The sequence below is a fragment of the Afipia sp. GW822-FHT03D08 genome (assembly GCF_058801645.1).
On record NZ_JBXANK010000001.1, the window covers coordinates 508,990 to 528,981 of the forward strand.

20 protein-coding genes and 1 tRNA gene are annotated in these 19,992 nt (G+C 60.8%); 10 read left to right on the plus strand and 11 right to left on the minus strand.

All coding sequences use genetic code 11. The annotated features are described in order from the left end of the window. The first annotated feature begins 174 nt into the window (after positions 1 to 174). The 5 genes from AC1RM7_RS02465 (at position 175) to AC1RM7_RS02485 (ending at position 6,102) form a co-directional block, all read left to right on the plus strand. Entirely contained in the window at positions 175 to 480 is a 306-nt protein-coding gene (locus tag AC1RM7_RS02465; protein ID WP_006020476.1) for an ETC complex I subunit, read from the plus strand. A gap of 281 nt (positions 481 to 761) precedes the next feature. Continuing rightward, entirely contained in the window at positions 762 to 2,366 is a 1,605-nt protein-coding gene (locus tag AC1RM7_RS02470) for a carboxyl transferase domain-containing protein (protein ID WP_024919206.1), read from the plus strand. A 16-nt stretch (positions 2,367 to 2,382) separates the two neighbouring features. After that, positions 2,383 to 3,162: an enoyl-CoA hydratase/isomerase family protein gene (locus AC1RM7_RS02475; RefSeq protein WP_024919207.1), complete on the plus strand. Its 780-nt coding sequence runs from the start codon at positions 2,383 to 2,385 to the stop codon at positions 3,160 to 3,162. A 4-nt stretch (positions 3,163 to 3,166) separates the two neighbouring features. Beyond that, positions 3,167 to 5,191 (plus strand): acetyl/propionyl/methylcrotonyl-CoA carboxylase subunit alpha, encoded by a 2,025-nt coding sequence (locus AC1RM7_RS02480; protein WP_024919208.1) that lies wholly within the window; start codon positions 3,167 to 3,169, stop codon positions 5,189 to 5,191. Positions 5,192 to 5,199: 8 nt separating this feature from the next. Then, positions 5,200 to 6,102 (plus strand): hydroxymethylglutaryl-CoA lyase, encoded by a 903-nt coding sequence (locus tag AC1RM7_RS02485; RefSeq protein ID WP_024919209.1) that lies wholly within the window; start codon positions 5,200 to 5,202, stop codon positions 6,100 to 6,102. A gap of 37 nt (positions 6,103 to 6,139) precedes the next feature. Here AC1RM7_RS02485 and AC1RM7_RS02490 read toward each other — a convergent pair whose 3' ends face one another. Next, positions 6,140 to 7,261, minus strand: coding sequence for a DUF5938 domain-containing protein (locus AC1RM7_RS02490; RefSeq protein ID WP_024919210.1), 1,122 nt, complete (start codon positions 7,259 to 7,261; stop codon positions 6,140 to 6,142). 50 nt (positions 7,262 to 7,311) lie between these two features. Continuing rightward, a complete protein-coding gene (locus tag AC1RM7_RS02495) occupies positions 7,312 to 8,115 on the minus strand; it encodes an SDR family NAD(P)-dependent oxidoreductase (protein ID WP_006020482.1) in 804 nt (267 codons plus the stop codon). Between the two features lie 495 nt (positions 8,116 to 8,610). On the opposite strand from AC1RM7_RS02495, the gene AC1RM7_RS02500 reads away from it, so the two are divergent. Continuing rightward, a complete protein-coding gene (locus tag AC1RM7_RS02500) occupies positions 8,611 to 9,390 on the plus strand; it encodes a TetR/AcrR family transcriptional regulator (RefSeq protein WP_006020483.1) in 780 nt (259 codons plus the stop codon). Here the strand turns inward: AC1RM7_RS02500 and AC1RM7_RS02505 are convergent. From AC1RM7_RS02505 to dctP, 3 genes are read right to left on the minus strand one after another with little or no spacing between them, the layout of a single operon-like run. Further along, on the minus strand, positions 9,387 to 10,745 hold the full coding sequence (locus AC1RM7_RS02505; protein WP_024919211.1) for a TRAP transporter large permease: 1,359 nt from the start codon (positions 10,743 to 10,745) through the stop codon (positions 9,387 to 9,389). The two genes, AC1RM7_RS02500 and AC1RM7_RS02505, sit on opposite strands and share 4 nt — an antisense overlap. After that, entirely contained in the window at positions 10,742 to 11,296 is a 555-nt protein-coding gene (locus AC1RM7_RS02510; protein WP_024919212.1) for a TRAP transporter small permease, read from the minus strand. The genes AC1RM7_RS02505 and AC1RM7_RS02510 overlap by 4 nt, the downstream gene beginning before the upstream one ends. Continuing rightward, positions 11,293 to 12,303 carry a TRAP transporter substrate-binding protein DctP gene (gene dctP, locus AC1RM7_RS02515; protein WP_024919213.1) on the minus strand — a complete coding sequence of 337 codons (1,011 nt, stop codon included), beginning with the start codon at positions 12,301 to 12,303 and terminating at the stop codon, positions 11,293 to 11,295. The genes AC1RM7_RS02510 and dctP overlap by 4 nt, the downstream gene beginning before the upstream one ends. A 287-nt stretch (positions 12,304 to 12,590) precedes the next feature. Between dctP and AC1RM7_RS02520 the strand changes: the two genes are divergently transcribed. Next, positions 12,591 to 12,818 (plus strand): pentapeptide MXKDX repeat protein, encoded by a 228-nt coding sequence (locus AC1RM7_RS02520; protein WP_006020488.1) that lies wholly within the window; start codon positions 12,591 to 12,593, stop codon positions 12,816 to 12,818. Positions 12,819 to 12,895: 77 nt separating this feature from the next. Here AC1RM7_RS02520 and AC1RM7_RS02525 read toward each other — a convergent pair whose 3' ends face one another. Continuing rightward, positions 12,896 to 13,237 (minus strand): DUF6481 family protein, encoded by a 342-nt coding sequence (locus tag AC1RM7_RS02525; RefSeq protein WP_024919214.1) that lies wholly within the window; start codon positions 13,235 to 13,237, stop codon positions 12,896 to 12,898. A 241-nt stretch (positions 13,238 to 13,478) separates the two neighbouring features. On the opposite strand from AC1RM7_RS02525, the gene AC1RM7_RS02530 reads away from it, so the two are divergent. Beyond that, positions 13,479 to 14,246 carry an outer membrane protein gene (locus AC1RM7_RS02530; RefSeq protein ID WP_024919215.1) on the plus strand — a complete coding sequence of 256 codons (768 nt, stop codon included), beginning with the start codon at positions 13,479 to 13,481 and terminating at the stop codon, positions 14,244 to 14,246. A 193-nt stretch (positions 14,247 to 14,439) separates the two neighbouring features. On the opposite strand, the gene AC1RM7_RS02535 is transcribed toward AC1RM7_RS02530, so the two are convergent. From AC1RM7_RS02535 to AC1RM7_RS02550, 4 genes are all read right to left on the minus strand, one after another. Next, the gene (locus tag AC1RM7_RS02535) at positions 14,440 to 14,691 is read right to left on the minus strand and encodes a DUF1488 family protein (protein ID WP_006020492.1); all 252 of its coding nucleotides are present in this window, start codon (positions 14,689 to 14,691) and stop codon (positions 14,440 to 14,442) included. 190 nt (positions 14,692 to 14,881) lie between these two features. Further along, positions 14,882 to 15,118 carry a hypothetical protein gene (locus AC1RM7_RS02540; RefSeq protein WP_006020493.1) on the minus strand — a complete coding sequence of 79 codons (237 nt, stop codon included), beginning with the start codon at positions 15,116 to 15,118 and terminating at the stop codon, positions 14,882 to 14,884. 137 nt (positions 15,119 to 15,255) lie between these two features. Then, entirely contained in the window at positions 15,256 to 17,388 is a 2,133-nt protein-coding gene (locus tag AC1RM7_RS02545) for an FkbM family methyltransferase (RefSeq protein WP_024919216.1), read from the minus strand. A 113-nt stretch (positions 17,389 to 17,501) separates the two neighbouring features. Next, positions 17,502 to 18,611 (minus strand): acyltransferase family protein, encoded by a 1,110-nt coding sequence (locus AC1RM7_RS02550; protein ID WP_492838438.1) that lies wholly within the window; start codon positions 18,609 to 18,611, stop codon positions 17,502 to 17,504. A 315-nt stretch (positions 18,612 to 18,926) separates the two neighbouring features. Between AC1RM7_RS02550 and AC1RM7_RS02555 the strand changes: the two genes are divergently transcribed. Together AC1RM7_RS02555 and AC1RM7_RS02560 are read left to right on the plus strand one after the other, a co-directional pair. Continuing rightward, positions 18,927 to 19,226, plus strand: a complete 300-nt coding sequence (locus AC1RM7_RS02555) for an HU family DNA-binding protein (protein WP_006020497.1) — start codon at positions 18,927 to 18,929, stop codon at positions 19,224 to 19,226. A 362-nt stretch (positions 19,227 to 19,588) separates the two neighbouring features. Beyond that, a complete protein-coding gene (locus AC1RM7_RS02560) occupies positions 19,589 to 19,828 on the plus strand; it encodes a hypothetical protein (protein WP_006020498.1) in 240 nt (79 codons plus the stop codon). A 38-nt stretch (positions 19,829 to 19,866) separates the two neighbouring features. Here AC1RM7_RS02560 and AC1RM7_RS02565 read toward each other — a convergent pair. Next, positions 19,867 to 19,943 (minus strand) — tRNA-Arg (locus AC1RM7_RS02565). Positions 19,944 to 19,992: the final 49 nt, after the last annotated feature.

Sequence of the window (19,992 nt, forward strand, 5' to 3'; positions counted from 1 at the left end):
CCCAAGCGGTCCGACATTGTCACCGCGTTTCGGACCTACTATACCAGAACTCGCCGTAAAAAGTCTTGTTCTGGGCAGTCATGCTCAGGATCTTGATGTTGGCCGGCATCCGAATCTCATGCTTTTTACCCATCCGATGCCACTAGTGATCAGGCGCAGGGACCCGTTAGCTCCATGACAGCAAGAATCTTCAAACCTGCTAAAAATGCGATGCAGTCCGGGTTTGCCAAGACCAAGGCATGGCAACTGGACTATGAACCCGAGCAGCCGCGTGTGGTCGAGCCGCTGATGGGCTGGACCAGCTCCGGGGACATGAAGCAGCAGGTGACGCTTCATTTCCACACCAAGGAAGAGGCCGTCGCCTATTGCGAGCGGGAAGGCATCCCCTATCAGGTGCTGGAGCCGAAGGAATTGCAGCCTCGCGTGAAGGCCTACGCGGACAATTTCGCGTTCCGCCGCGTCGAGCCCTGGACACACTAAGCCTCTCTCCGATGTTTGCGCTCAGCGGGCGTTCGCCCGCAGGCCCGGCTTTGGTGTTCAGCCGGTCCGGCCTCATGAAATTGCCCCGGCAAATGTCGGGGACATGACATTTCCTGATGCCGCTTTGCCCTATTGAGGGCCTCTGACCCACGGCAAGTCTCTTCAATATCGTCGCGAAAGTTGTGGTTGCATTCAGCCGCCAAGCAGTGACACCTTGCGGGTCGAAGCCGTCCGGAAAGGACGGAAGCAAGCAAGATCAAAACGTTACGCGGCGGGAAACAATGGCACTTCGTTCCGGACTCGATCCCAAATCGGCCGATTTCACCCGCAATGCGGACGTCATGCGGACCCTGGTTGCGGACCTCCGGGATAAGCTTTCACAAGTTGCGGGCGGTGGCGGGGAGGCTTCGCGCGCCAAGCATACCGCGCGGGGCAAGATGCTGGCGCGTGACCGCGTCGACCTCCTGATCGATCCAGGCACGGCGTTCCTCGAATTCTCGCCGATGGCCGCCTACGGCCTCTACGGCGGCGGTGTGCATTCGGCCAGCATCGTGACGGGCATTGGCCGAGTCTCGGGCCGTGAATGCGTGATCGTCGCCAACGACGCGACCATCAGCGGCGGCACTTATTATCCGATGACCGTGAAGAAGCATCTGCGCGCGCAGGACATCGCGCGGCAGAACAATCTGCCTTGCATCTACATGGTCGATTCCGGCGGCGCGTTCCTGCCGCAGCAGGACGAGATATTCCCCGACGAGAAGCACTTCGGCCGCATCTTCTACAATCAGGCCAACATGTCCGCGCAGGGCATCCCGCAGATCGCCATCGTGATGGGATCGTGCACCGCCGGCGGCGCATATGTGCCTGCGATGTCGGACGAGAGCATCATCGTGCGCAATCAGGGCACGATCTTCCTCGGCGGCCCGCCGCTGGTGAAAGCCGCGACGGGTGAGGTGGTCACGGCGGAAGAACTCGGCGGCGCTGACGTTCACAGCCGCCATTCCGGGGTCACCGATCACTACGCGCAGAACGACAGCCATGCCATCGGCATCGCACGCCGCATCGTCGGCAATCTCAATCCGGCGACATCGTCGGCGACAGGATTGCGCGCGCCGCGCGACCCGCTGTTCGACCGCGAGGATATTTACGGTGTCGTTCCCGCCGATGCCCGCAAGCCGTTCGACGTGCGCGAGATCATCGCGCGCATCGTTGATGGTTCGGAGTTCGAGGAATTCAAGAAGCTGTACGGCACCACGCTGGTGTGCGGCTTCGCTCACATCTGGGGCTATCCGGTCGGCATCATCGCCAACAACGGCATCCTGTTCAGCGAGAGTTCGCTGAAGGGCGCACACTTCATCGAGCTCTGCTGCCAGCGCGGCATTCCGCTGCTGTTCCTGCAGAACATCACCGGCTTCATGGTCGGCAAGAAATACGAGGCGGGCGGCATCGCCCGCGACGGCGCCAAGCTTGTAACTGCCGTCGCAACCGCCTCGGTGCCGAAGTTCACCGTGGTGATCGGTGGATCTTACGGCGCCGGCAACTACGGCATGTGCGGCCGCGCCTATAGCCCACGCTTCCTCTGGATGTGGCCGAACGCGCGCATCTCGGTGATGGGCGGCGAGCAGGCGTCGATGGTGCTGAGCCAGCTCCGCCGCGATAACATCGAGGCCAAGGGGGGCACCTGGTCGGCGAAGGAAGAAGATGCCTTCCGTACCCCGATCCGCGAACAGTACGAGACGCAGGGCCATCCGTATTACGCCACCGCGCGGCTATGGGACGACGGCGTGATCGATCCTGCCGATACGCGGCTTGTGCTTGGGCTCGGACTGTCCGCCGCCGCTAACGCTCCGATCGAGCCGCCGAAGTTCGGCGTGTTCAGAATGTGATGCGGGGCGCAAAACGATGACCGATCTTGTCCGCATCGAGCGCGATCAGGACGTGGCGCGCGTCACGCTGAACCGTCCTGAACTGAACAACGCCCTGAATCGCGCGCTGATCGAAGCGCTGCGCTCCGCCTTCGAGAGCATCGCTTCCGATCGCTCGATTGCGACGATGGTGCTCGCAGGCGAGGGCAAGAGCCTGTGTGCCGGAGCCGACATCAGCGCGATGCGCGAAGCGGGCACCTATACGCGAGAGGAAAACATCGCGGACGCCATGCCGCTGGTGCGGATGCTGTCCGCGCTCGACCGGATGCCCCAGACCACCATCGGCCGGGTGCATGGTCCGATCTATGGCGGCGGTGTCGGTGTTGTCTCGGCCTGTGACATCGCTATCGGCTCTTCTGAGGCGACGTTCTGCCTGTCGGAAGTTCGTCTCGGCATCGTGCCGGGCATGATCAGCCCTTACGTGCTGCGCGCCATCGGCGAACGGACGGCGCGGCGCTATTTCCAGACCGCAGAAGTGTTCGATGCGAACGAGGCGATGCGGATCGGCCTGCTGCACGAGGTCGTCGCGCCCGAAGTTCTGGACGAACGCATCGGCAAGTTGCTCAAGCAGTTGAAGTCGGCGGCGCCGGGCGCGCGGTCCATCGCCAAGAAGCTCGCTGGCGATATCGCCGGGCGGCGCATCGACGAAGCCCTCATGACCGAGACCGCGCAACTGATCGCCGATGTGCGCGCCAAACCTGAGGCCCGCGAAGGCCTTTCCGCATTTCTTGAAAAGCGCAAACCGTCGTGGACCTGATCCGATGAACGCCAAAGCCGCCACCAAGTCTGCAGCGCTGTATCGCCGGTTCAACACATTGCTGATCGCCAATCGTGGCGAGATCGCCTGCCGCGTCATCAGGACGGCGCGCGCCATGGGCCTGCGCACCGTCGCGGTCTATTCCGAAGCAGATGCTGACGCTGTGCATGTCGCGATGGCGGATGATGCCGTGCTGCTCGGGCCCGCACGCGCGCGCGATAGCTACCTCAATGTCGATCGCATCATCGAGGCGGCGAAGAAGACCGGCGCCGAAGCGGTCCATCCGGGTTACGGTTTCCTGTCGGAGAACGCCGACTTCGCGCGCCGCTGTGCGGCTGAAGGCATCGTGTTCGTCGGCCCGACCGCCGAGATGATGGAAGCCATGGGCTCGAAGTCAGGCTCCAAGGCGCTGATGGAAAAGGCGGGCGTGCCGCTGGTGCCCGGCTATCACGGCGAGGCCCAGGACGAGAAGACGCTGGCGGATGCGGCCAGCAAGATCGGCTATCCCGTGCTTGCCAAGGCGTCCGCCGGCGGCGGCGGGCGCGGCATGCGCATCGTCCGCAGCGCGGATGAACTGGCGGCGGCCATCGTCAGCGCCAAACGCGAAGCGCTGGCGGCCTTCGGTGACGACCGCATGCTGATCGAGAAGTTCGTCCAGAACCCGCGCCATATCGAAGTGCAGATCATCGGCGACAGCCATGGCAACCTGATCTCTCTGTTCGAGCGCGAATGCACCTTGCAGCGCCGCCACCAGAAGGTGATCGAGGAAGCCCCGTCGCCGACACTCAATGCTGCGCAGCGCGATGCTGTCTGCGCCGCCGCGCGCAAGGCTGCGGGCGCGGTGAACTATGTCGGCGCGGGCACCATCGAGTTCGTCTCCGATGGAAAAGAGACGTTCTTCATTGAAATGAATACGCGCCTTCAGGTCGAGCATCCGGTGACCGAACTGATCACCGGCGTCGATCTGGTCGAACTGCAATTGCGCGTGGCGTTTGGCGAGAAGCTGCCATTGGCGCAGGATCAGGTCACGCTCAATGGCCACGCCATCGAAGCGCGCGTCTACGCCGAGAATCCGAACAAGAACTTCATGCCGTCGGTGGGCCGCATCCGCACCTGGCACACGCCGGAAGAAGTGGATGGCCTGCGCATCGATGCGGGTTACGCCGAGGGCAAGACCGTGTCCCCGAATTACGACGCGATGCTGGCCAAGGTCATCGCCTGGGCGCCGACGCGCGATCTCGCAATCTCGCGGCTCAACCGCGGCCTGCAGGAAACCGACGTCCGTGGCATCGTCACCAATATTCCGTTCCTCTCGGCGCTGATCACGCATCCGGATGTCCGCGCCAACACCATCGACACCGGCTTCATCGAGCGCGAACTGGCGAAGCTGACGCCTGCTGAAGGGCAACTGACCGATCTTGAATTGGCCGCTGCTGTGGGGTCAATTCTGCAAAGCGAGCGTGCGGCGGCGGGCGCTGACGTGAACTCGCCATGGCGCGCGGGTGGGGGCTGGGCCGCGGTTGCCGCGCGCCGCCGCCGGTTTCTGTTCCGGCAAGCGGATGGCACCGAGCGCAAGGTGTCGATGCGTTATGGTCAGGGCCCCTCGACGCTGGCCATCGACGGACGGGTCCTCGCGTTCGCAAGCTCTGCATCGCCGCGCGGCGGTATCGATCTTGTGCTCGACGGCGTGAAGCATCATGTGACTGGCCTGCTCGACGGCCACGAGGTCTATGTCCGCACCCGCAACGGACGCTTTGAAGTTCACTGGGTCGATCCGTTCGGCACTGAGGATGAGGAGCAGTCAGGTGCTGACCGTGTCGTGGCGCCGCTGCCCGGTACGGTCGTGGCGCTGCTGGTCGAAGAAGGCGCCGAGGTCGAGAAGGGCGCCGCGATCCTGACGCTGGAAGTGATGAAGATGGAGCAGACCCTACGCGCGCCGTTCGCGGGCACCGTCAAGGCGCTTAAGTGCAAGGTCGGTGACATCGTCGCCGAAGGCGTCGAACTCGCCGAGATCGAACCGAAGGCATAGACGGGTTCATGAGCGATCAGGTCCGTATTGTCGAAGTCGGCCCGCGCGACGGGCTGCAAAACGAAAAGACGCCGGTCTCGGCCGAGGCGCGGATCGCATTCATTGAAAATCTCGTCAAGGCGGGCCTTCACACCATCGAGGTCGGCAGCTTCGTCTCGCCCAAGGCCATCCCGCAGATGGTCAATTCGGATCAGGTGCTGCGCGCGGTCGACCATCATCCCGGTTACGAATTCCATGTCCTCGTTCCCAATGAGAAGGGTTACGAGGCTGCGAAGGCCGCGGGCGCGAAAGTGATCGCCGTGTTCGCTTCCGCATCGGAAGGATTTTCGAAGGCCAACATCAACTGCACCGTTGCGGAATCGATCCAGCGCTTTGTCCCGGTGATCGAGCGCGCCAGGGCCGATGGCATCAGGGTGCGCGGCTATGTCTCCTGCGTGCTCGGCTGTCCCTATGACGGTGAGGTGAAGCCATCCGCAGTTGTCGACGTGACGAAGAAGCTCTGGGATCTCGGCTGCTACGAGGTCTCGCTTGGCGACACCATCGGCGTCGGCACGCCGTCAAAGGCGCGGCAGTTGCTGCGCGCTGTCGCTGCCGAGGTGCCGATGCGGAATCTCGGCATGCATTTCCATGACACGTACGGACAGGCGCTCGCCAATCTCTACGCAGGTCTGGAGGAGGGCGCTCGCGTGATCGATTCCGCCGCCGGCGGTCTCGGCGGCTGTCCCTATGCGCCCGGAGCGACCGGCAATGTCGCCACCGAGGACGTCGTCTATATGCTGGAGGGCATGGGCGTTGCGACCGGCGTCGATATGAAGCAACTCGTTGCCGCCACCAACGACATCGCCAAGGTCCTCGGCAAGTCGCCGGTCAGCCGCGTTGCATCCGCGCTCAACGCCAAGGCGCGCGGTTAGGAACCGAGGCGGCAAAGCCGCCCCGGCGTGATCGCTTTTATTGATGAACGGTCAGGATCGGGTTCATCACCAGACCGAAGCTGCGCAACTGGCCAAGCAGTTCGCGATGACCGAAGGCCTGGCAGCCTGAAGCAAATCCAACCCTCTTCGGCGGCATCTGCAGCAACGAGAACGCGGCATAGGCCTGCAACATGCCAGTTTGCTTGTAGTTGCAGTTTCCGTGGATCACGCAATGCGCGCGGCCTAGCGGGCCGGACGCATAAACGGAATCGATCGAGGTGTTGATGCGTGGATTTTCGCGCGGCGGCATGCTGGCTTGCAGGCTCCCTGCGATTTCGGCCAGCGCCTTCTCCTGCTCCGCGGGCGGCAAGGGCTTGATCTTTTCCTTCACCATTTGCGTGGTTTGCACCACGCCTTCCATCACCGGGCGGGCAAGAACGCCGCCGAGCACACGGCAGTTGGAAACGCGCGGATCGTTCTTGAACCAGACCGGATGCGCGGTGCCTCCCCAAGGAACTGCGATCGCCGTTTCGTGCTGGCCTGGCACCACCACGTCGGCGCGGGCAGTGACGTCCCATTCGACATACTTGTTCTGCTCGAGGTAGTACCACTGCGCCTTGAGGATGGTGAAAATGGTCTGCGTCGAGGCGTAGGTTGGAAAACCCTTCCAGAACACCTGAATGTCGAGGCTGTCGAGACCGGGCGTTTCGAGACAGATGTTCGCCGCGATCTCGCCCGTCGTGTACATCTGAGCGATATTCGGCGCCAGCAGCAGGCCTTTCTCGGCGAACTTCGCGCCCCAGCGGTCCTGCGCCAGCATGACCCAGTCCTGTTCGCCCGTCGTATCGCTGTAATGGCAGCCGGCGGCCAGGCAGGCTTCGACGACCTCAGGAGCGTATTTGATAAAAGGCCCCACGATATTGCTGACGAATTTGGCGCCCTTAAAGAGGCTGGTCAGCGCTTCGACAGTGTGTGCGACCTCGACGACCTCATAATCCGCGGTCTCGATTCCCGGAATCTTCTCGACGACAGCCTGAACTCTCGCCTTGTCACGCCCGGCGGCGATAAAGGGAATGTTGTATTCCCGCAAATACTCACACACCAGGCGCCCGGTGTAGCCGGAGACGCCATATACGACGACAGGTCTTTTCGTTGTCATGATGGATGTTTCCTCGATTTGCCCTTTGTGAAGTTCAACAGCGCGTGCCGTCACATGCCCATTCCGCCGTCGACCGGCAGTCCCGCGCCGGTGATGAAGCGTGCGGCGTCGGAGCACAGGAAGACGGTTGCATCCGCCATGTCGGGAATTTCGCCGAGACGGCCGAGCGGCGTCTGACCGACGACGTCGCCGATGGCGGCTTCTCCGCTGGGATAAAGTCCCGCCGCGACGACGTCGCCTGCGAGTTGCATGCCCATGTCGGTCGGCACGAGGCCGGGATAGATGCAGTTCACCCGCACGCCGTAGCCGAGCTTGCCGGACTCCATCGCTGCGACGCGGGTCATGCGGTCGACACCGGATTTGGTCGCGGAGTAACCGGCAATGCCGGGGAACGCGATGGTGGCGGCGACCGATGCGATGTTGACGATCGCGCCGCCTTTGCCTGCCGCGCCACCCGGGCGCATGGCGCGGAATGCGTGCTTCATGCCCAGCGCGGTGCCGACGATGTTGACGCTGCACATGCGCTGCAAATCTTCGGCCTTGGCATCCACCAGCAGCGAGGTGATTTCGATGCCTGCGTTGTTCACGAGGATGTCGAAGCCGCCGAGCTTGGAGATCGTTGCGGCGACGGCGGCGGCCCAGCTTGCATCGTCAGTGACATCGAGCGGGACGAAGTCCGCCTTGGCGCCGCCAGTGGCGAGTGCCTTTGCGGTTTGCTGGCCGAGGTCTGTCAGCACATCGCCGATCACGACCGAGGCTCCGGCTTTGGTCAGGGCTTCTGCCATGCCGGCGCCGAGACCGCGTGCGCCGCCAGTCACCAGCGCCTTGCGTCCGGTGAGATTGAATACGCTCATGTGGGTTCCTCCGGGTTGTTTGTTGAGCAGGCAAGCCGCCGCCATCCGTCAGCGGGGTCGCTGCCGTTCAGTCGTTCTGAAGTGAGAAAGGCGCTGTCGTGACGGCAGCGGTTGCTGCCGTCGTGGTCAGGCGTTCCGCGTTGTCGCGGTGAGATCTGGCAATGTTTTCGGGAGCGGGAGGGCGCCCAAGGCCGGGCTGGCGACAGGACCGACGGACCGTTTGCAGATTCCTGCAAGCCGCATTTTATCCTCCCTGATGTTTCCTCGCGTCCCTCTTGGTGGGGAACAATGCGATCAGAGGCTCGTCTTTGACAGTTGTCAAGAAAATTTATACAGTCGTCAAGAAAATGCTGGTCAGGTGTCCAGTGCATCTTTCTTGTGCTGCGCTGTCCGCAGTTCCGGGCTCGCGAAGATTTTTGACGGATGAACAACAGACCTTGATCTCATGCGATCCGGTGTTATCCCTGAGGCGGGGATTTGAAAGGCTGAGAAACAATGGCTCCGGCCACGATCGAAAAAGCTGACCGCATCAACGGGCAGCGCGTCGACAAGTTTGCCGAACGACGCGCGGAACTGGCGCAGGCTGCACTGCAGACGCTGTCCGAACTGGGATATGCAAAGACCAGTTTGCGCGAGATCGCGCAGAACTCGATCTTCTCGCATGGCGTGCTGCACTATTACTTCAAGGACAAGGTCGACCTGATGATGTGCTGCGTCCGCCATTACAAGGCGGTATGCGTCACGCGTTATGACGAGGTTGTCGCGGGCGCGGCAACCTACGACGAGCTGCTCGAGGGATTTCTAGCCGCGCTGAGCGAGACCGTCCGCAATGACGCGCAGATGCACCGGCTCTGGTACGATTTGCGCTCGCAGTCGCTGTTCGAGGAAGAATTCCGGGCCGATGTTCTGGAAATCGACAAGAGCCTCGAGAACATGATCTGGCGGATCATGAGCCGGTTTTCAGAACTGACCGGTGAGCCGCAGCAGATGACGCCGGCGGTGCTTTACGCCGTTTTCGACGGACTGTTCCAGCAATGCCTGCTCAAGCATCTGGCTGGCGATGCAGATGCCATCGCGCAGATGCAGGCCGACGTCCGCGCGGTTCTGGCGCGGTTTGCGAAAAAGCCGGCCACTCCGGTCAAGGCCGTCAAAGCCAAGCCGGCCAAAGCCGGACCAGCCAAAGCCAAGTCTGCCCGAGCGATGGCGGGTGCCGTGAACCGGAAGATCTCTCAGCCTTCAAAGCGCGCGACAGCAAGCAGCCGCGCGCGCGCCTAGCGGACCGATTCCGGCCCCATCACCAGATCCGGCAGCCAGGTCGAGATGCCGGGGAAGACGCACAGCAACAACACGGCGAAGAACATCAGCAGCACGAACGGCAGCGTGCCCCAGATCACTTCGCTCAGCGGAATGTCCGGCGCGACGTTGCGGATGACGAAGATGTTCAGCCCCACCGGGGGATGAATCAGCCCCATCTCCATGACGATGGTCATGACCACGCCGAACCAGATGATGTCGAATCCGGCGGCGCGCAGCGGCGGCAGAATGATCGGCGCGGTCATCAGGATGATCGACACCGGCGGCAGGAAGAAGCCGAGCACGATCACCATGCCGAGGATGGCTGCGAGCAATTCCCACTTCGGCAGTTGCATCGCCACAATGGCGTTGGCCGCCGATTGCGAAATCGTCAGATAGCTCATGACATACGAGTAGAGCAGCGACATGCCGATAATCATCATCAGCATGGTGGACTCGCGAATCGTCGAGGTCAGGATCGGCGAGAGGTCAGCCGGTTTCCAGACGCTGTAGATCAGGGCGATCAGCAGGAGCGCCAGCAGGCCGCCGAGACCTGCGGTCTCAGACGGGGTGGCGTAGCCGCCATAGAGCGCGATCATCACGCCGGTCAGGAGGATGATGAACGGCAAGACGCGCGGCAGCGCATTGAAGCGTTCCGCCATGGTGAAATCGTCATGGGCAAGAATCGGCGATGTCGCGCCGGTCGCTTCATACGCCTCCTTGGCGGCGGCATATTCCTTGCGGAAGCGGTACACGGCGTAGAAGCCAAACAGCGAGACCAGCAGCAATCCCGGTCCGATGCCGGCGAGGAACAGACGTCCGAGCGACTTTTCCGCGGCGACTGCGAACAGGATCATGGTGATCGACGGCGGCAGCAGAATGCCGAGCGTGCCGCCTGCTGCGATGATCCCGGCGGCGAAGCCGCCGGAATAGCCGCGCTTTTGCATCTCCGGAATGCCGGCCGAACCGATCGCCGAGCACGTTGCGGGTGACGATCCCGCCATCGCGGCGAACAGCGCGCATGCGAAGACATTGGCGACGCCGAGACCGCCGGGCACCTTGTGCAGCCACGCATGCAGCGCGGAATAGAGGTCCTGTCCCGCGCGCGACTTGCCGATCGCTGCGCCCTTGAGGATGAACAGCGGAATCGAGAGCAGGGTGATCGACGCCATCTCCTCGTAGACGTTCTGCGTCACCGTATCGAGGGACGCGGACGGCATGTAGATCGCCATGAACACGACCGCCACGGCGCCGAGCGCGAATGCGATCGGCATGCCGGAGAACATCGCGGCGATGGTGGCGATGCCGTAGCTGATGCCAATTCCAAGAACGGTCATGAACGCGGAGCCTTGCCGAGAGAGGTAATGATCTGGAGCAGGATCTGGACGCACAACAGCGTCATGCCTGCCGCCATCAGGACGTACGGGATGGCGAGCGGCGGGCTCCACATCGAGTTGGAGACCTGACCGTCTACCCATGCTTCATGGGCCAGCGTCCATGATTTCCACGAGAAGAAGGCGCAGAACGCCAGGCTGGCGACATCGACCAGGATGAGGCGTATCCGGTTCGCGGTCGGCGACAGGATGCCGACAAAGGCTTCGATGCCGATATGGCCACGCTGGCTTTGCACGAAAGCGGCGGTCATGAACGTCGCGCCGACCAGCAGAAAGACCGCGGCTTCATCCTGCCAGTAGGTCGCGCTGTGGAAGATGCTGCGCGTCAGGACGCTGTAGCTCAGGATCAGGCACGCCAGAATGAGCGCAGCGGACGCCAGCACGACGATGACGCGATTGCAGACAGCAAGAGCGCGTTCGACCCCGGCAACGAGCGGATTGCTCGAAGCCGGGGCGACCAGCTCCCGCTGGTCTTCCACCGAACCGTGCATCATGCGTCGGCCGCGAGCTTCATCAGGCTGGCAGAGGTCGCGGTCTTGCCCGAATAGTCCTTCCACGCGGTATCGCGGGCGATGTCGCGCCATTTGCCGACGATCGCAGCGTCCATTGTGGTGACCTTGGCTCCGGCTTTCTCGTAGACCTTCGCCACTTCGACATCGTCGTCCTGCGCGCCCTTGCGGCCGAAGGCTTCCATTTCCGCTCCGACGGTCAGGATGATGTCCTGCTGGTTCTTCGGCAGCTTGTCGAAGATCGCCTTCGACATCATCAACGGTTCGAGCATGAACCAGTACGACTGGCCCGCGCCTGATGTCAGATGCTTGGCGACTTCCTCAAGCCGGAACGAGATCAGGCTGGTCGATGACGTGATGCCGGCGTCGCATGCACCGGTCTGCATCGCCGCATAGATTTCGTTCGACGGTACCGACAGCACAGCCGCGCCGGCGGTCTGAAGCACCATGTCCATCTCGCGCGATCCGCCGCGCACCTTCAGGCCCTTGGCATCTTCGGGTTCAACGAGCGGCCGCGTCCGGCTGGCGACGCCGCCGGCCTGCCACACCCAGGTGATGAGCATGATGCCCTTGTCGGCGAGGAAGTCGGTCAGCGCCTTGCCCACCGGTTTGTTTTTCCACCCGAGGCCCTGATCGTAACTCGACACCAGACCGGGCATCAGACCGATGTTGGTCTCAGGCAATTCGCCGCCGGCATAGGGCAGCGGGTAGAGGCTCATGTCGAGCGCGCCTTTGCGCATCGCCGAGAACTGGGCGTTGGTCTTGATGAGCGACGAGCCGGGATAGACCTCGGCGACGATTTCGCCGCCGCTGCGTTTGGATATCTCGGCGGCGAAGACACGGGTCAGCCGGTCGCGGAAGTCGCCCTTGTCGATGGTGCCTCCGGGAAACTGATGCGAGATCTTGAGGGTGGTTGCGGCCTGCGCAGGGCCGAAGCGGAGAATGGCGGGTGCGGCAAGCGTGGTCGCGAGAAGGTGGCGTCGCGTAAGCATGGAGTCTCTCCCTGGCGTCTTTTTGCTTTTCGGTCAGCGCTTTGCGCTGATTAGAGGTCGTGCGTCATTCTGACCCAGTCGTCCGCGCAATGCTACCGTTGCTGCACCGCACTACGTTGCGAAGGAGTCTATACTTTCGGCGCGTGCCGTCATGACGGTTGGAAAGTTCCGGGAAAACCACCGGTCTGAAAATTATCTTCCGCGCGGGGGTAACGAAGCCGGCTTCTCACCGAAGACCCTGAAGCGACCTTTGTCGCACCAGAAACGGAATGAGAGGACGAACTTCAATGGCACGCACCACACGTTTCACCCTCGGCGCCACCGCTGCAATTCTTTCGCTCGGCCTGGCGTTCGCGCCCGCCGCCTTCGCTCAGGACAAGATGTCCAAGGATGGCATGAAGAAGGAAGATGCGATGTCGAAGGACGGCATGAAGAAAGATGACATGTCGAAGGATGGCATGAAGAAGGACGGCATGGCCAAGGACGGCATGAAAAAAGACGAGATGAAGAAGTAAATCTTCATCCCGTCTTTTTGCTTTTCGGCAGGCTCGCCATCCCCGGCGGGCCTGTCGTGTTCAAGATTTCGTACGTCTTACTTCTTTGCCTTGCGTGCGGCGTAGCGCGCATCGCGCGCGGCCTTTTGCTTCGCCTTGAGCTCTGCCTCGGCAGCTTCCTTTTCCGCCTGGAGACGCAATGCCTCCGCAGCGGCTTGCGCGGCGAGTTCGGCGTCGCGGGCCAGCTTTTCAACGCGGGCAGCCTCGCGCAGCTTCTGCGCTTCCGCGCGCGCGGCAGCCTGTGCCTGCCGTTCGGCGGCCTTCTTCTGGACCTCAGGATCATTGGGCCCCGGCTTGGCCTTGAATTTCTCGAGGATGTTCTTTCTGGCGTTCTGCGCGGCCGCGGCCCGGTCCGCGAAGCTTGGTTCCTTGAAACCCATACGGTCGATGTCTTTCTGTTGGGATGTGTCGCTGGGCGGCTTGTACCAGATTTTTTGCGGATGGTTGGAATTTGACGCGCCAGTTCGATAGGACAGCAAGGTTGTCCAAAGAGGTATCAGGGTGCGGAAAGACCGTTGCTGTGGCCCTCGGGTGACAGACTCTTGCCGCCAGTCATGATGGTATTTGGCACGGCGCGGTTCGCCAGCATTTTGAACCACACAGTTATTTCGGAGTTTTGGGATGCGTAATTTCCTGATTGCGGCCGCGGCTGCCACAGCCCTTTCGGCGAGTAACGCCTCTGCCGCTGACATCGCTGCCAAGCCCTACGTCAAGGTTCCCCCGGTGCCGGTCTACAACTGGACCGGTTTCTACATCGGCGGCAACGTCGGCGGGCAGTGGCTGGATTCTGGCTACGACGCCAGCTATCCGCCCCTGGCTCTCGTTGGATCGCGCGGCCTTCGCCACACGAGCGTCATCGGCGGCGGCCAGATCGGCTACAACTGGCAGTTCTCGCCAAATTGGCTGCTCGGCATTGAAGGCGACATCAGCTATGCCGACCACGATACGGGGGCGCTGATTATCCAGACCGCAACTCCAACGGACCACATCGATGGCGGCGCCCGTTTGCGGACGCAAGGCGCGATCCGTGGACGCTTGGGTTGGACCTCGAATGCGTGGCTGCTTTACGCGGTCGGCGGCGTCGCGTTTGGCCAGACTGACACCGCCCTGAGTATCGTGCGTAATGGCGTCGGTGCGGACACGCGTACCAGTTCGGACACCCGGGTCGGCTGGACCGTCGGTGCAGGCGTCGAATACATGATGACGCCGAACTGGATCCTGGGCGTCGAATATCGCTACACCGATCTCGGCCGTGCAGATGTCATCGTTCCGGCAGGAGCGTTCCCGGCCGGGCATGGAATCGCATTCGGCAGCGCCGACTATCGCACCAACGACGTCAGAGCTCGCATCAGTTACAAATTTGGTGCCCCGGTGGTCGCCAAGAACTGATCTTGGCCGAGAACTGTTCTACAAGGTACAAAGACGACGGAAGACACTTAATCTCCATCCTTTCTCCAGTTTCCAAACTTAAGCCCGGCCTCGTGCCGGGCTTTTTTGCTCTCTGTGGCGGGTTACGAACAGCGATGACCCTCCCGCTGGAGTGGTGACGACCGCCACTCGACGCCTGGAATCGCGACGGTGTTCAGGGATTCAGGTCCTCGGTGGTGAGAACAAAGCCGTGGTCGGAATGCTCTTCACGCTGCATCTTCGCGATAGCGAGATATTCGATCTCGGCCCGGTGCTTCACAAAAATTGCAATGAGTTGCCCGTGGTTGAGGTGCTCGTCGATCACACGCTCGCGGTCCAGGAGGGCAGCCTCAGTTATCCGGCACCTCTCGGTATTTCCCTCGTAACGCACAACGAAGTCGACATAGTCGCCGCTAACGACAGCCATGAGGGTGACCCTCCGCTACCTTCCAGTCTTAACCGACAGCCGGCTGTTACGTTCCGGTCGGGCAGAGAAACATGGCCGCTCTCAAGCTTCACTGCGATCCTTGCCAATGGCGGCTGGCCGGCCCCGCACAAGCGCGTGCGGCATCATGGCTGACGTCTTCCTCAACGACGCCGACGCGGCAGGCTGCCGATCAGTTCTTCAAATCGAACTGCTTGCCGAGATGGTCGCCAATCTGGACGATGCGTGCGACGCACTCGCCGTAACCCACGGAGGACTGAGTGGCGTCGTCAGCGGTTGTCCGAAACTGCCAGGAAGCACCAGCCGGGATCACAGAGACGCTGATGCCCTCGGGACAATCGGCGTAGTGGTTCATTTCTTCGTTGAGGAGGGCAAGGAGATCTGCCGAGGTCTTTGCGGGTTTGCTCATGTCACGCACCTCCAGGTGGTGATGGAGCGAGATTAATACGAGATTTGAGACGACAGGAGACGCAGCTTGCGCCTGATCAGGCGCGGCTGAGAGATGCAATCGCATCAACCGGTCAATGCCGGATGTCCGAGGACATATCAGGCATTGCGCGCTGATTCAACCGAGGCGGGGAGCTGAACAATCTCACCCCGATGGCCGGCTTTCACACCGGCTGCATCGAGATAGTTTTGAACGGTGTCGTTGATGTCGTGCTTTCGATCGAGCCTGGGAAAATCCACAATACGCAGACGCCCAACCATGCGGTCCCTGCCTTTCGGTCCCAGCAATATCTTTTGCGCGAGTTCGATGTAATTCCCGATGTCGAAGTATTGAAACGTGTTCGGAAGATACTTTTCCATTTCAAGAAACTGCAGCGATCGCGTGAAATAACAGACCCTGCTCAACTCCACGGCCTGATTGGCCGGACCGGACGCGGACTGGCCCGTGTTCAGATAAGGCATGACGGCCGCGTCGCATATCTTCATGGCGAGGAGAAGATCGTCGTCGCTGACAGTGCCGATGAAATGGACCCGTTTCGTCAGCTTGTGCTTCTCGACCAGTCTGATCAGTTGGGCGAGATACGGCTGGACGCCGTCGCCGACCCGGAGAGTTGCCTCGTGAACGCCGGAAAACATCAAGAGATGGTAGTTTTCCGGCAGATGCTTCAGAGCAAGGATCGCGGTATCGAAACCTTTCTGCGGACCGATGAAGCCGAACACGCCGACGAAGCGGACGTTCGAGGGGAGATTTGGAAGGACGGACGGCAGGTTTGAGGTGTGAACCTTTTCATCCATGGACTCGATGTAGCTCTCGGACATGTATGACAGCGGGTTATCCCGGACCTCGACGCCCGGAAGAATTCGCTTGAGAATTTGCGCGTCCGCCTTGCTGTGCGCGATTGCGCTCACCTTGTGTTTTCGGGTGTGCCCGGCGATATCGTCAAGCATGCCCCGCCACGTGAAGACGGAAAGCGCGTGACGGGCAAGCCTTACGAGCGCGCGCACCGAAAGATTTCGCGCCGTCTCCTTGAAAAGCCCCCGATACTCGTGTGGGGGGATCGAGTGAAACGTAACGATCAGCTCTTTTGAATTTTTCAGTACGGTTTGAAGCCGGCGCCGGATTTCAGCGGGCGTCAGGCCGAAAAGACTCGGTTCAAGCTGCACGCAGACGACGTCGAAATCGCGAAGGGCAGGCGCGATAGTGGCGATGTATTCGTCACCCTTCTTTCGATCCTTTTCATCGCGCAGCGTTTCACGCGGAAGAGGGACGACCGTGATGTCGAGATAGGGATCGAGAGCCAGCTTCAGGAAGCTGCTGTAGTGCGCTATCCCGCAGCGCTCGTTCCATGTGGATAGAAGAGCGACCTTTTTCGATGCCTTGTTTTTCACAACAAGCTCTCGCCTCGGCGCGACCGGCTGTTCCGCGCCGGTTCGCGATAAATACAGATGCGCGATGTTTTGATCCCTCTGCTTCGGATCATAAATTTCTCCATCCGGTTCATTCAGCCGGATTTCAAACCCCTGCCGCATGAAGTTTTCAAGACAGGCCCTCGGATCAATTCCGCGTTCACGAATGAAAGGTTCGTGAAGTTCGAGATAGATCGACCGTAAGGATTTGAATGGCTTGAAGTCAGTCAGCGAAACCTCGTGTTCGGCCCCTTCGATGTCAATCTTCATGAAGGACGGATTCAATCCAGAGAAAGAGGTTATCGGTCTTATGGGCACCTCGAACTTGTTTCCGTCGGCGCCATGAAGGATGCGAGCGTCGGTGGACGCGATCGATAGGGTGCTCTCCCGGTCGGCAATGCCAACCATATGAACCTGAATGTTTCCGAGGCCGTTCAACTCGGCGTTCGCGGCCGTCGCGGCGGTGTTCCACGGGAAGGGATCGAATGAGTGGATGCGTCCTTCCTGTCCGACTTCCTTTGCGTACCAGACCGAGTTGCATCCGATATTGCAGCCCAGATCAAAGACCGTATCTCCACGCCTGAGCCAGTTGTGATCGCGAATTTGCTTGAACGACCATTCCGGAGTGTTGCTGTCGTACCAGGCCTTCGATTCACGATGAAATATGATCAACCGGAACCGATGGCCGAATTGATCGTGCTCGACGATGTAGGGATCCAGTCGCTCGAACGGACCTTCCATGACGACGTTTTGTTCGATGGTATCCAGCGCGCGCTGGAAGCGATCAAGAACCTGCTGGTCGTTCGAGCGTGAGAAGCTCAGCATTCGGCATTTCCTGCGGTGGGTGAACGGCGCCAATGGCACGCCAATCGTGGTTGCATGATAATGAGCGAGGAAAGCAAATCCAGCCGCGCGATCGCAGCTCGGAGTTGCGTGTTTTACATCAGGGCGCGCTGAGATGCTGCGGTTGTTCGCCGCGAGGCCAGCCGATCGCGAGATCGGCTCACAAGCCAGTTCAGAAATGCGCGCGTCCTGTCCTTTTGTTTTTCCGTGATGAGCGAGAGCGTCATCGCGAGTCCCAGAACAACAAGCGAGACTGCGAGTGGAAGACCGTGCCGGCCGGGCAGTTGATAGGCCCAGGCGGGCAACAGCGCCAAGACAAGCTTGGTCAGCGGCGCACTGAAGAGGTAGATGCTGAAAGTTGCTCCGGCAAAAATTCTAGCGACGGATGTTCCTGGCAAATGCGAAGTCGCGCCTAGCATTCCGATCATGCCCAGCATGTTCGCAGCGAAAAGCCCGGCTGTCAGCCAATCAAGAGGAAAGGCATTCGACGAATAGAATGGATAGCCGGTTGCGATGCTCAATGGTCCAACGATCTGCAAGGCGGTGAATTCGTAGAGCGGAAAGTTCTGCATCAGGAGGAAGATTGCCAGCGTCGTACCGGCGAGCAGAAGACCGAATGAACGTGACGGCCGCCACGATCTTTGAATGTGGAATGTCGCGACACCTGCCAGCCAGCATGGCAACAGTGCCGCGATTTTGGGACCCATGAGCATGAGCGCGATGCCACCGGCCAGAAGTTTTGTCCTGCGGGATTTCGGATAGAAGACAACGCCAAACAGCGCGTAGTACCAGACCTCATAGGTGAGCGACCAGTAAGGGGCATTTGAAAAGCACGGATAGCTGTTATCCCAGACGTAACTTGTCATCGTCACGCAGATAGCGATTGTCTTCGCCATCTGGTCGAGAGGCGCGAAGTCCGGCCAGCCGCGCGGCCAGAGCGGACGCACATAGATGTCCACGAGGATGCCGAGAATAATGGCCGGAACGGCGACTGTGGCTATTCGCGCAATTCTGTTGATCGCGTATTGGCTGCCGGTCAGGTCTCGCTCGGCGGCTGTGTATGAGATCAGATAGCCCGACAGCACGAAGAACAGGATCACCGCGTCATGGGGCAGGGTGCGCCAGCCCAGCGCGTGGCCGAACAGCACGGTGCCCGCAGCGATAACGCGCAGCGCATCCAGATATGTCGATATCGCCGGATTCATCGCATTCGCGCGAACTGTGCGGCCAGGATGGCCGCCGGTCCTTCTTCTTTATTGTTATGCGGTGGGAGAAATCGTGGTCGCCGCCGCCGAGCGAGGCGCCATTTAACCGACTGGAAAGTTGGCGGCAAGGCGCCGGGGTTGGCGCTGATTTTCCGATCTGTGCATACACTAAAGCCCTGAATCACAGCCCCCGGAGCTGAAAAACTGGGGACTTCATGCGAATTCAGTGCATTTTTGGCTTGGTATCGCGCTAATTCCAGCTTTGCAGACCGCAAACCACGTAAAGTCTGCAGGCACGAATCACTGGGAGCCAACATGGCAACGCAACTGACGAAGTCGCAGCTGATCGAGAAGATCGCTACGGAGAACGAAATCGCAAAGAAGGACGTCAAGGGCGTCCTCGAGACCCTCGCCAGCATTGGCTACAAGGAACTGAAGAAGTCGGGCGTGTTCCTGCTGCCCGGTTTCGCGAAGTTCGTTGTGATCAAGAAGCCGGCCACCAAGGCGCGCAAGGGCACCAACCCCTTCACCGGCGAGCCGATGACCTTCAAGGCCAAGCCGGCACGCAAGATCGTCCGGGCCCGCCCGGTCAAGGCTGCAAAAGACGCGGTCTGAACGACGACTGCCTGAATGCATAAAGGCCCGCCGGTTCATCCCGGCGGGTTTTTAGCAATGAACGCTTCGCGGACTTTCCAGGCCATCCTCGCGCGAAGCGGGTACGGGTTGTGGCTGGGGAGGCTGCGGCTTTGCACTTGGCGGGATTTTCGCGGCGTCCGTCATCGGGCAAATTCCTTATGATGCGTTGCAGCATACATAGGGCGTTTCGCTCCGAATCCCCGTCATCCTTTAGTCTTGGATGCTTCCGGCAGACCACAACCGCTGGTTCAACAGTCTGCGCCTGCACGGCACTTCCCGCGATCGCCGGGAACGGATTCCCCATTGATCTCTTAAACAACGGCGCATCCAGGAGCCCGGCCATGACAGACCAAATTCCCCCGCAGCCATTCATCTACGAAGGGCTGGACCCCGTCGAAGACGAGGATCGCTTCGGCATCGGCAAGCTGTCGGCCGCAGTAAAATCTCTCAGTGATCTTGTGGAGAGCGCCAAGAAGCCCGGCATGCCACTCAGCATCCTGAGCAATATTGCGCGCGAAGCCCCGCTTGGGTCGCTGCTCGCGGCCTTCGTGCTCGGCATTGCAATCGGGCGGCGGCGCTGAGCTGAGCTCGATATTCTCGGGATGGATCTGGCACGAGTTGGCGATCCCAGCAGGATTCGAACCTGCAACCCACGGAGTAGAAATCCGTTACTCTATCCAGTTGAGCTATGGGACCGTTGGGGCCTTCATACCACCGCGATCGTGAAAAAACCGCCACCCGGCCG

Bases quoted from the DNA above. Each gene is read 5' to 3' on its own strand.
- dctP (WP_024919213.1), bottom strand. From the start codon at position 12,303: ATGCTTACGCGACGCCACCTTCTCGCGACCACGCTTGCCGCACCCGCC.
- AC1RM7_RS02550 (WP_492838438.1), bottom strand. From the start codon at position 18,611: ATGAATCCGGCGATATCGACATATCTGGATGCGCTGCGCGTTATCGCT.
- AC1RM7_RS02535 (WP_006020492.1), bottom strand. From the start codon at position 14,691: ATGGCTGTCGTTAGCGGCGACTATGTCGACTTCGTTGTGCGTTACGAG.
- AC1RM7_RS02465 (WP_006020476.1), top strand. From the start codon at position 175: ATGACAGCAAGAATCTTCAAACCTGCTAAAAATGCGATGCAGTCCGGG.
- AC1RM7_RS02480 (WP_024919208.1), top strand. From the start codon at position 3,167: ATGAACGCCAAAGCCGCCACCAAGTCTGCAGCGCTGTATCGCCGGTTC.
- AC1RM7_RS02530 (WP_024919215.1), top strand. From the start codon at position 13,479: ATGCGTAATTTCCTGATTGCGGCCGCGGCTGCCACAGCCCTTTCGGCG.
- AC1RM7_RS02510 (WP_024919212.1), bottom strand. From the start codon at position 11,296: ATGATGCACGGTTCGGTGGAAGACCAGCGGGAGCTGGTCGCCCCGGCT.
- AC1RM7_RS02495 (WP_006020482.1), bottom strand. From the start codon at position 8,115: ATGAGCGTATTCAATCTCACCGGACGCAAGGCGCTGGTGACTGGCGGC.
- AC1RM7_RS02560 (WP_006020498.1), top strand. From the start codon at position 19,589: ATGACAGACCAAATTCCCCCGCAGCCATTCATCTACGAAGGGCTGGAC.
- AC1RM7_RS02555 (WP_006020497.1), top strand. From the start codon at position 18,927: ATGGCAACGCAACTGACGAAGTCGCAGCTGATCGAGAAGATCGCTACG.
- AC1RM7_RS02485 (WP_024919209.1), top strand. From the start codon at position 5,200: ATGAGCGATCAGGTCCGTATTGTCGAAGTCGGCCCGCGCGACGGGCTG.
- AC1RM7_RS02545 (WP_024919216.1), bottom strand. From the start codon at position 17,388: ATGCTGAGCTTCTCACGCTCGAACGACCAGCAGGTTCTTGATCGCTTC.
- AC1RM7_RS02490 (WP_024919210.1), bottom strand. From the start codon at position 7,261: ATGACAACGAAAAGACCTGTCGTCGTATATGGCGTCTCCGGCTACACC.
- AC1RM7_RS02470 (WP_024919206.1), top strand. From the start codon at position 762: ATGGCACTTCGTTCCGGACTCGATCCCAAATCGGCCGATTTCACCCGC.
- AC1RM7_RS02540 (WP_006020493.1), bottom strand. From the start codon at position 15,118: ATGAGCAAACCCGCAAAGACCTCGGCAGATCTCCTTGCCCTCCTCAAC.
- AC1RM7_RS02500 (WP_006020483.1), top strand. From the start codon at position 8,611: ATGGCTCCGGCCACGATCGAAAAAGCTGACCGCATCAACGGGCAGCGC.
- AC1RM7_RS02525 (WP_024919214.1), bottom strand. From the start codon at position 13,237: ATGGGTTTCAAGGAACCAAGCTTCGCGGACCGGGCCGCGGCCGCGCAG.
- AC1RM7_RS02505 (WP_024919211.1), bottom strand. From the start codon at position 10,745: ATGACCGTTCTTGGAATTGGCATCAGCTACGGCATCGCCACCATCGCC.
- AC1RM7_RS02520 (WP_006020488.1), top strand. From the start codon at position 12,591: ATGGCACGCACCACACGTTTCACCCTCGGCGCCACCGCTGCAATTCTT.
- AC1RM7_RS02475 (WP_024919207.1), top strand. From the start codon at position 2,383: ATGACCGATCTTGTCCGCATCGAGCGCGATCAGGACGTGGCGCGCGTC.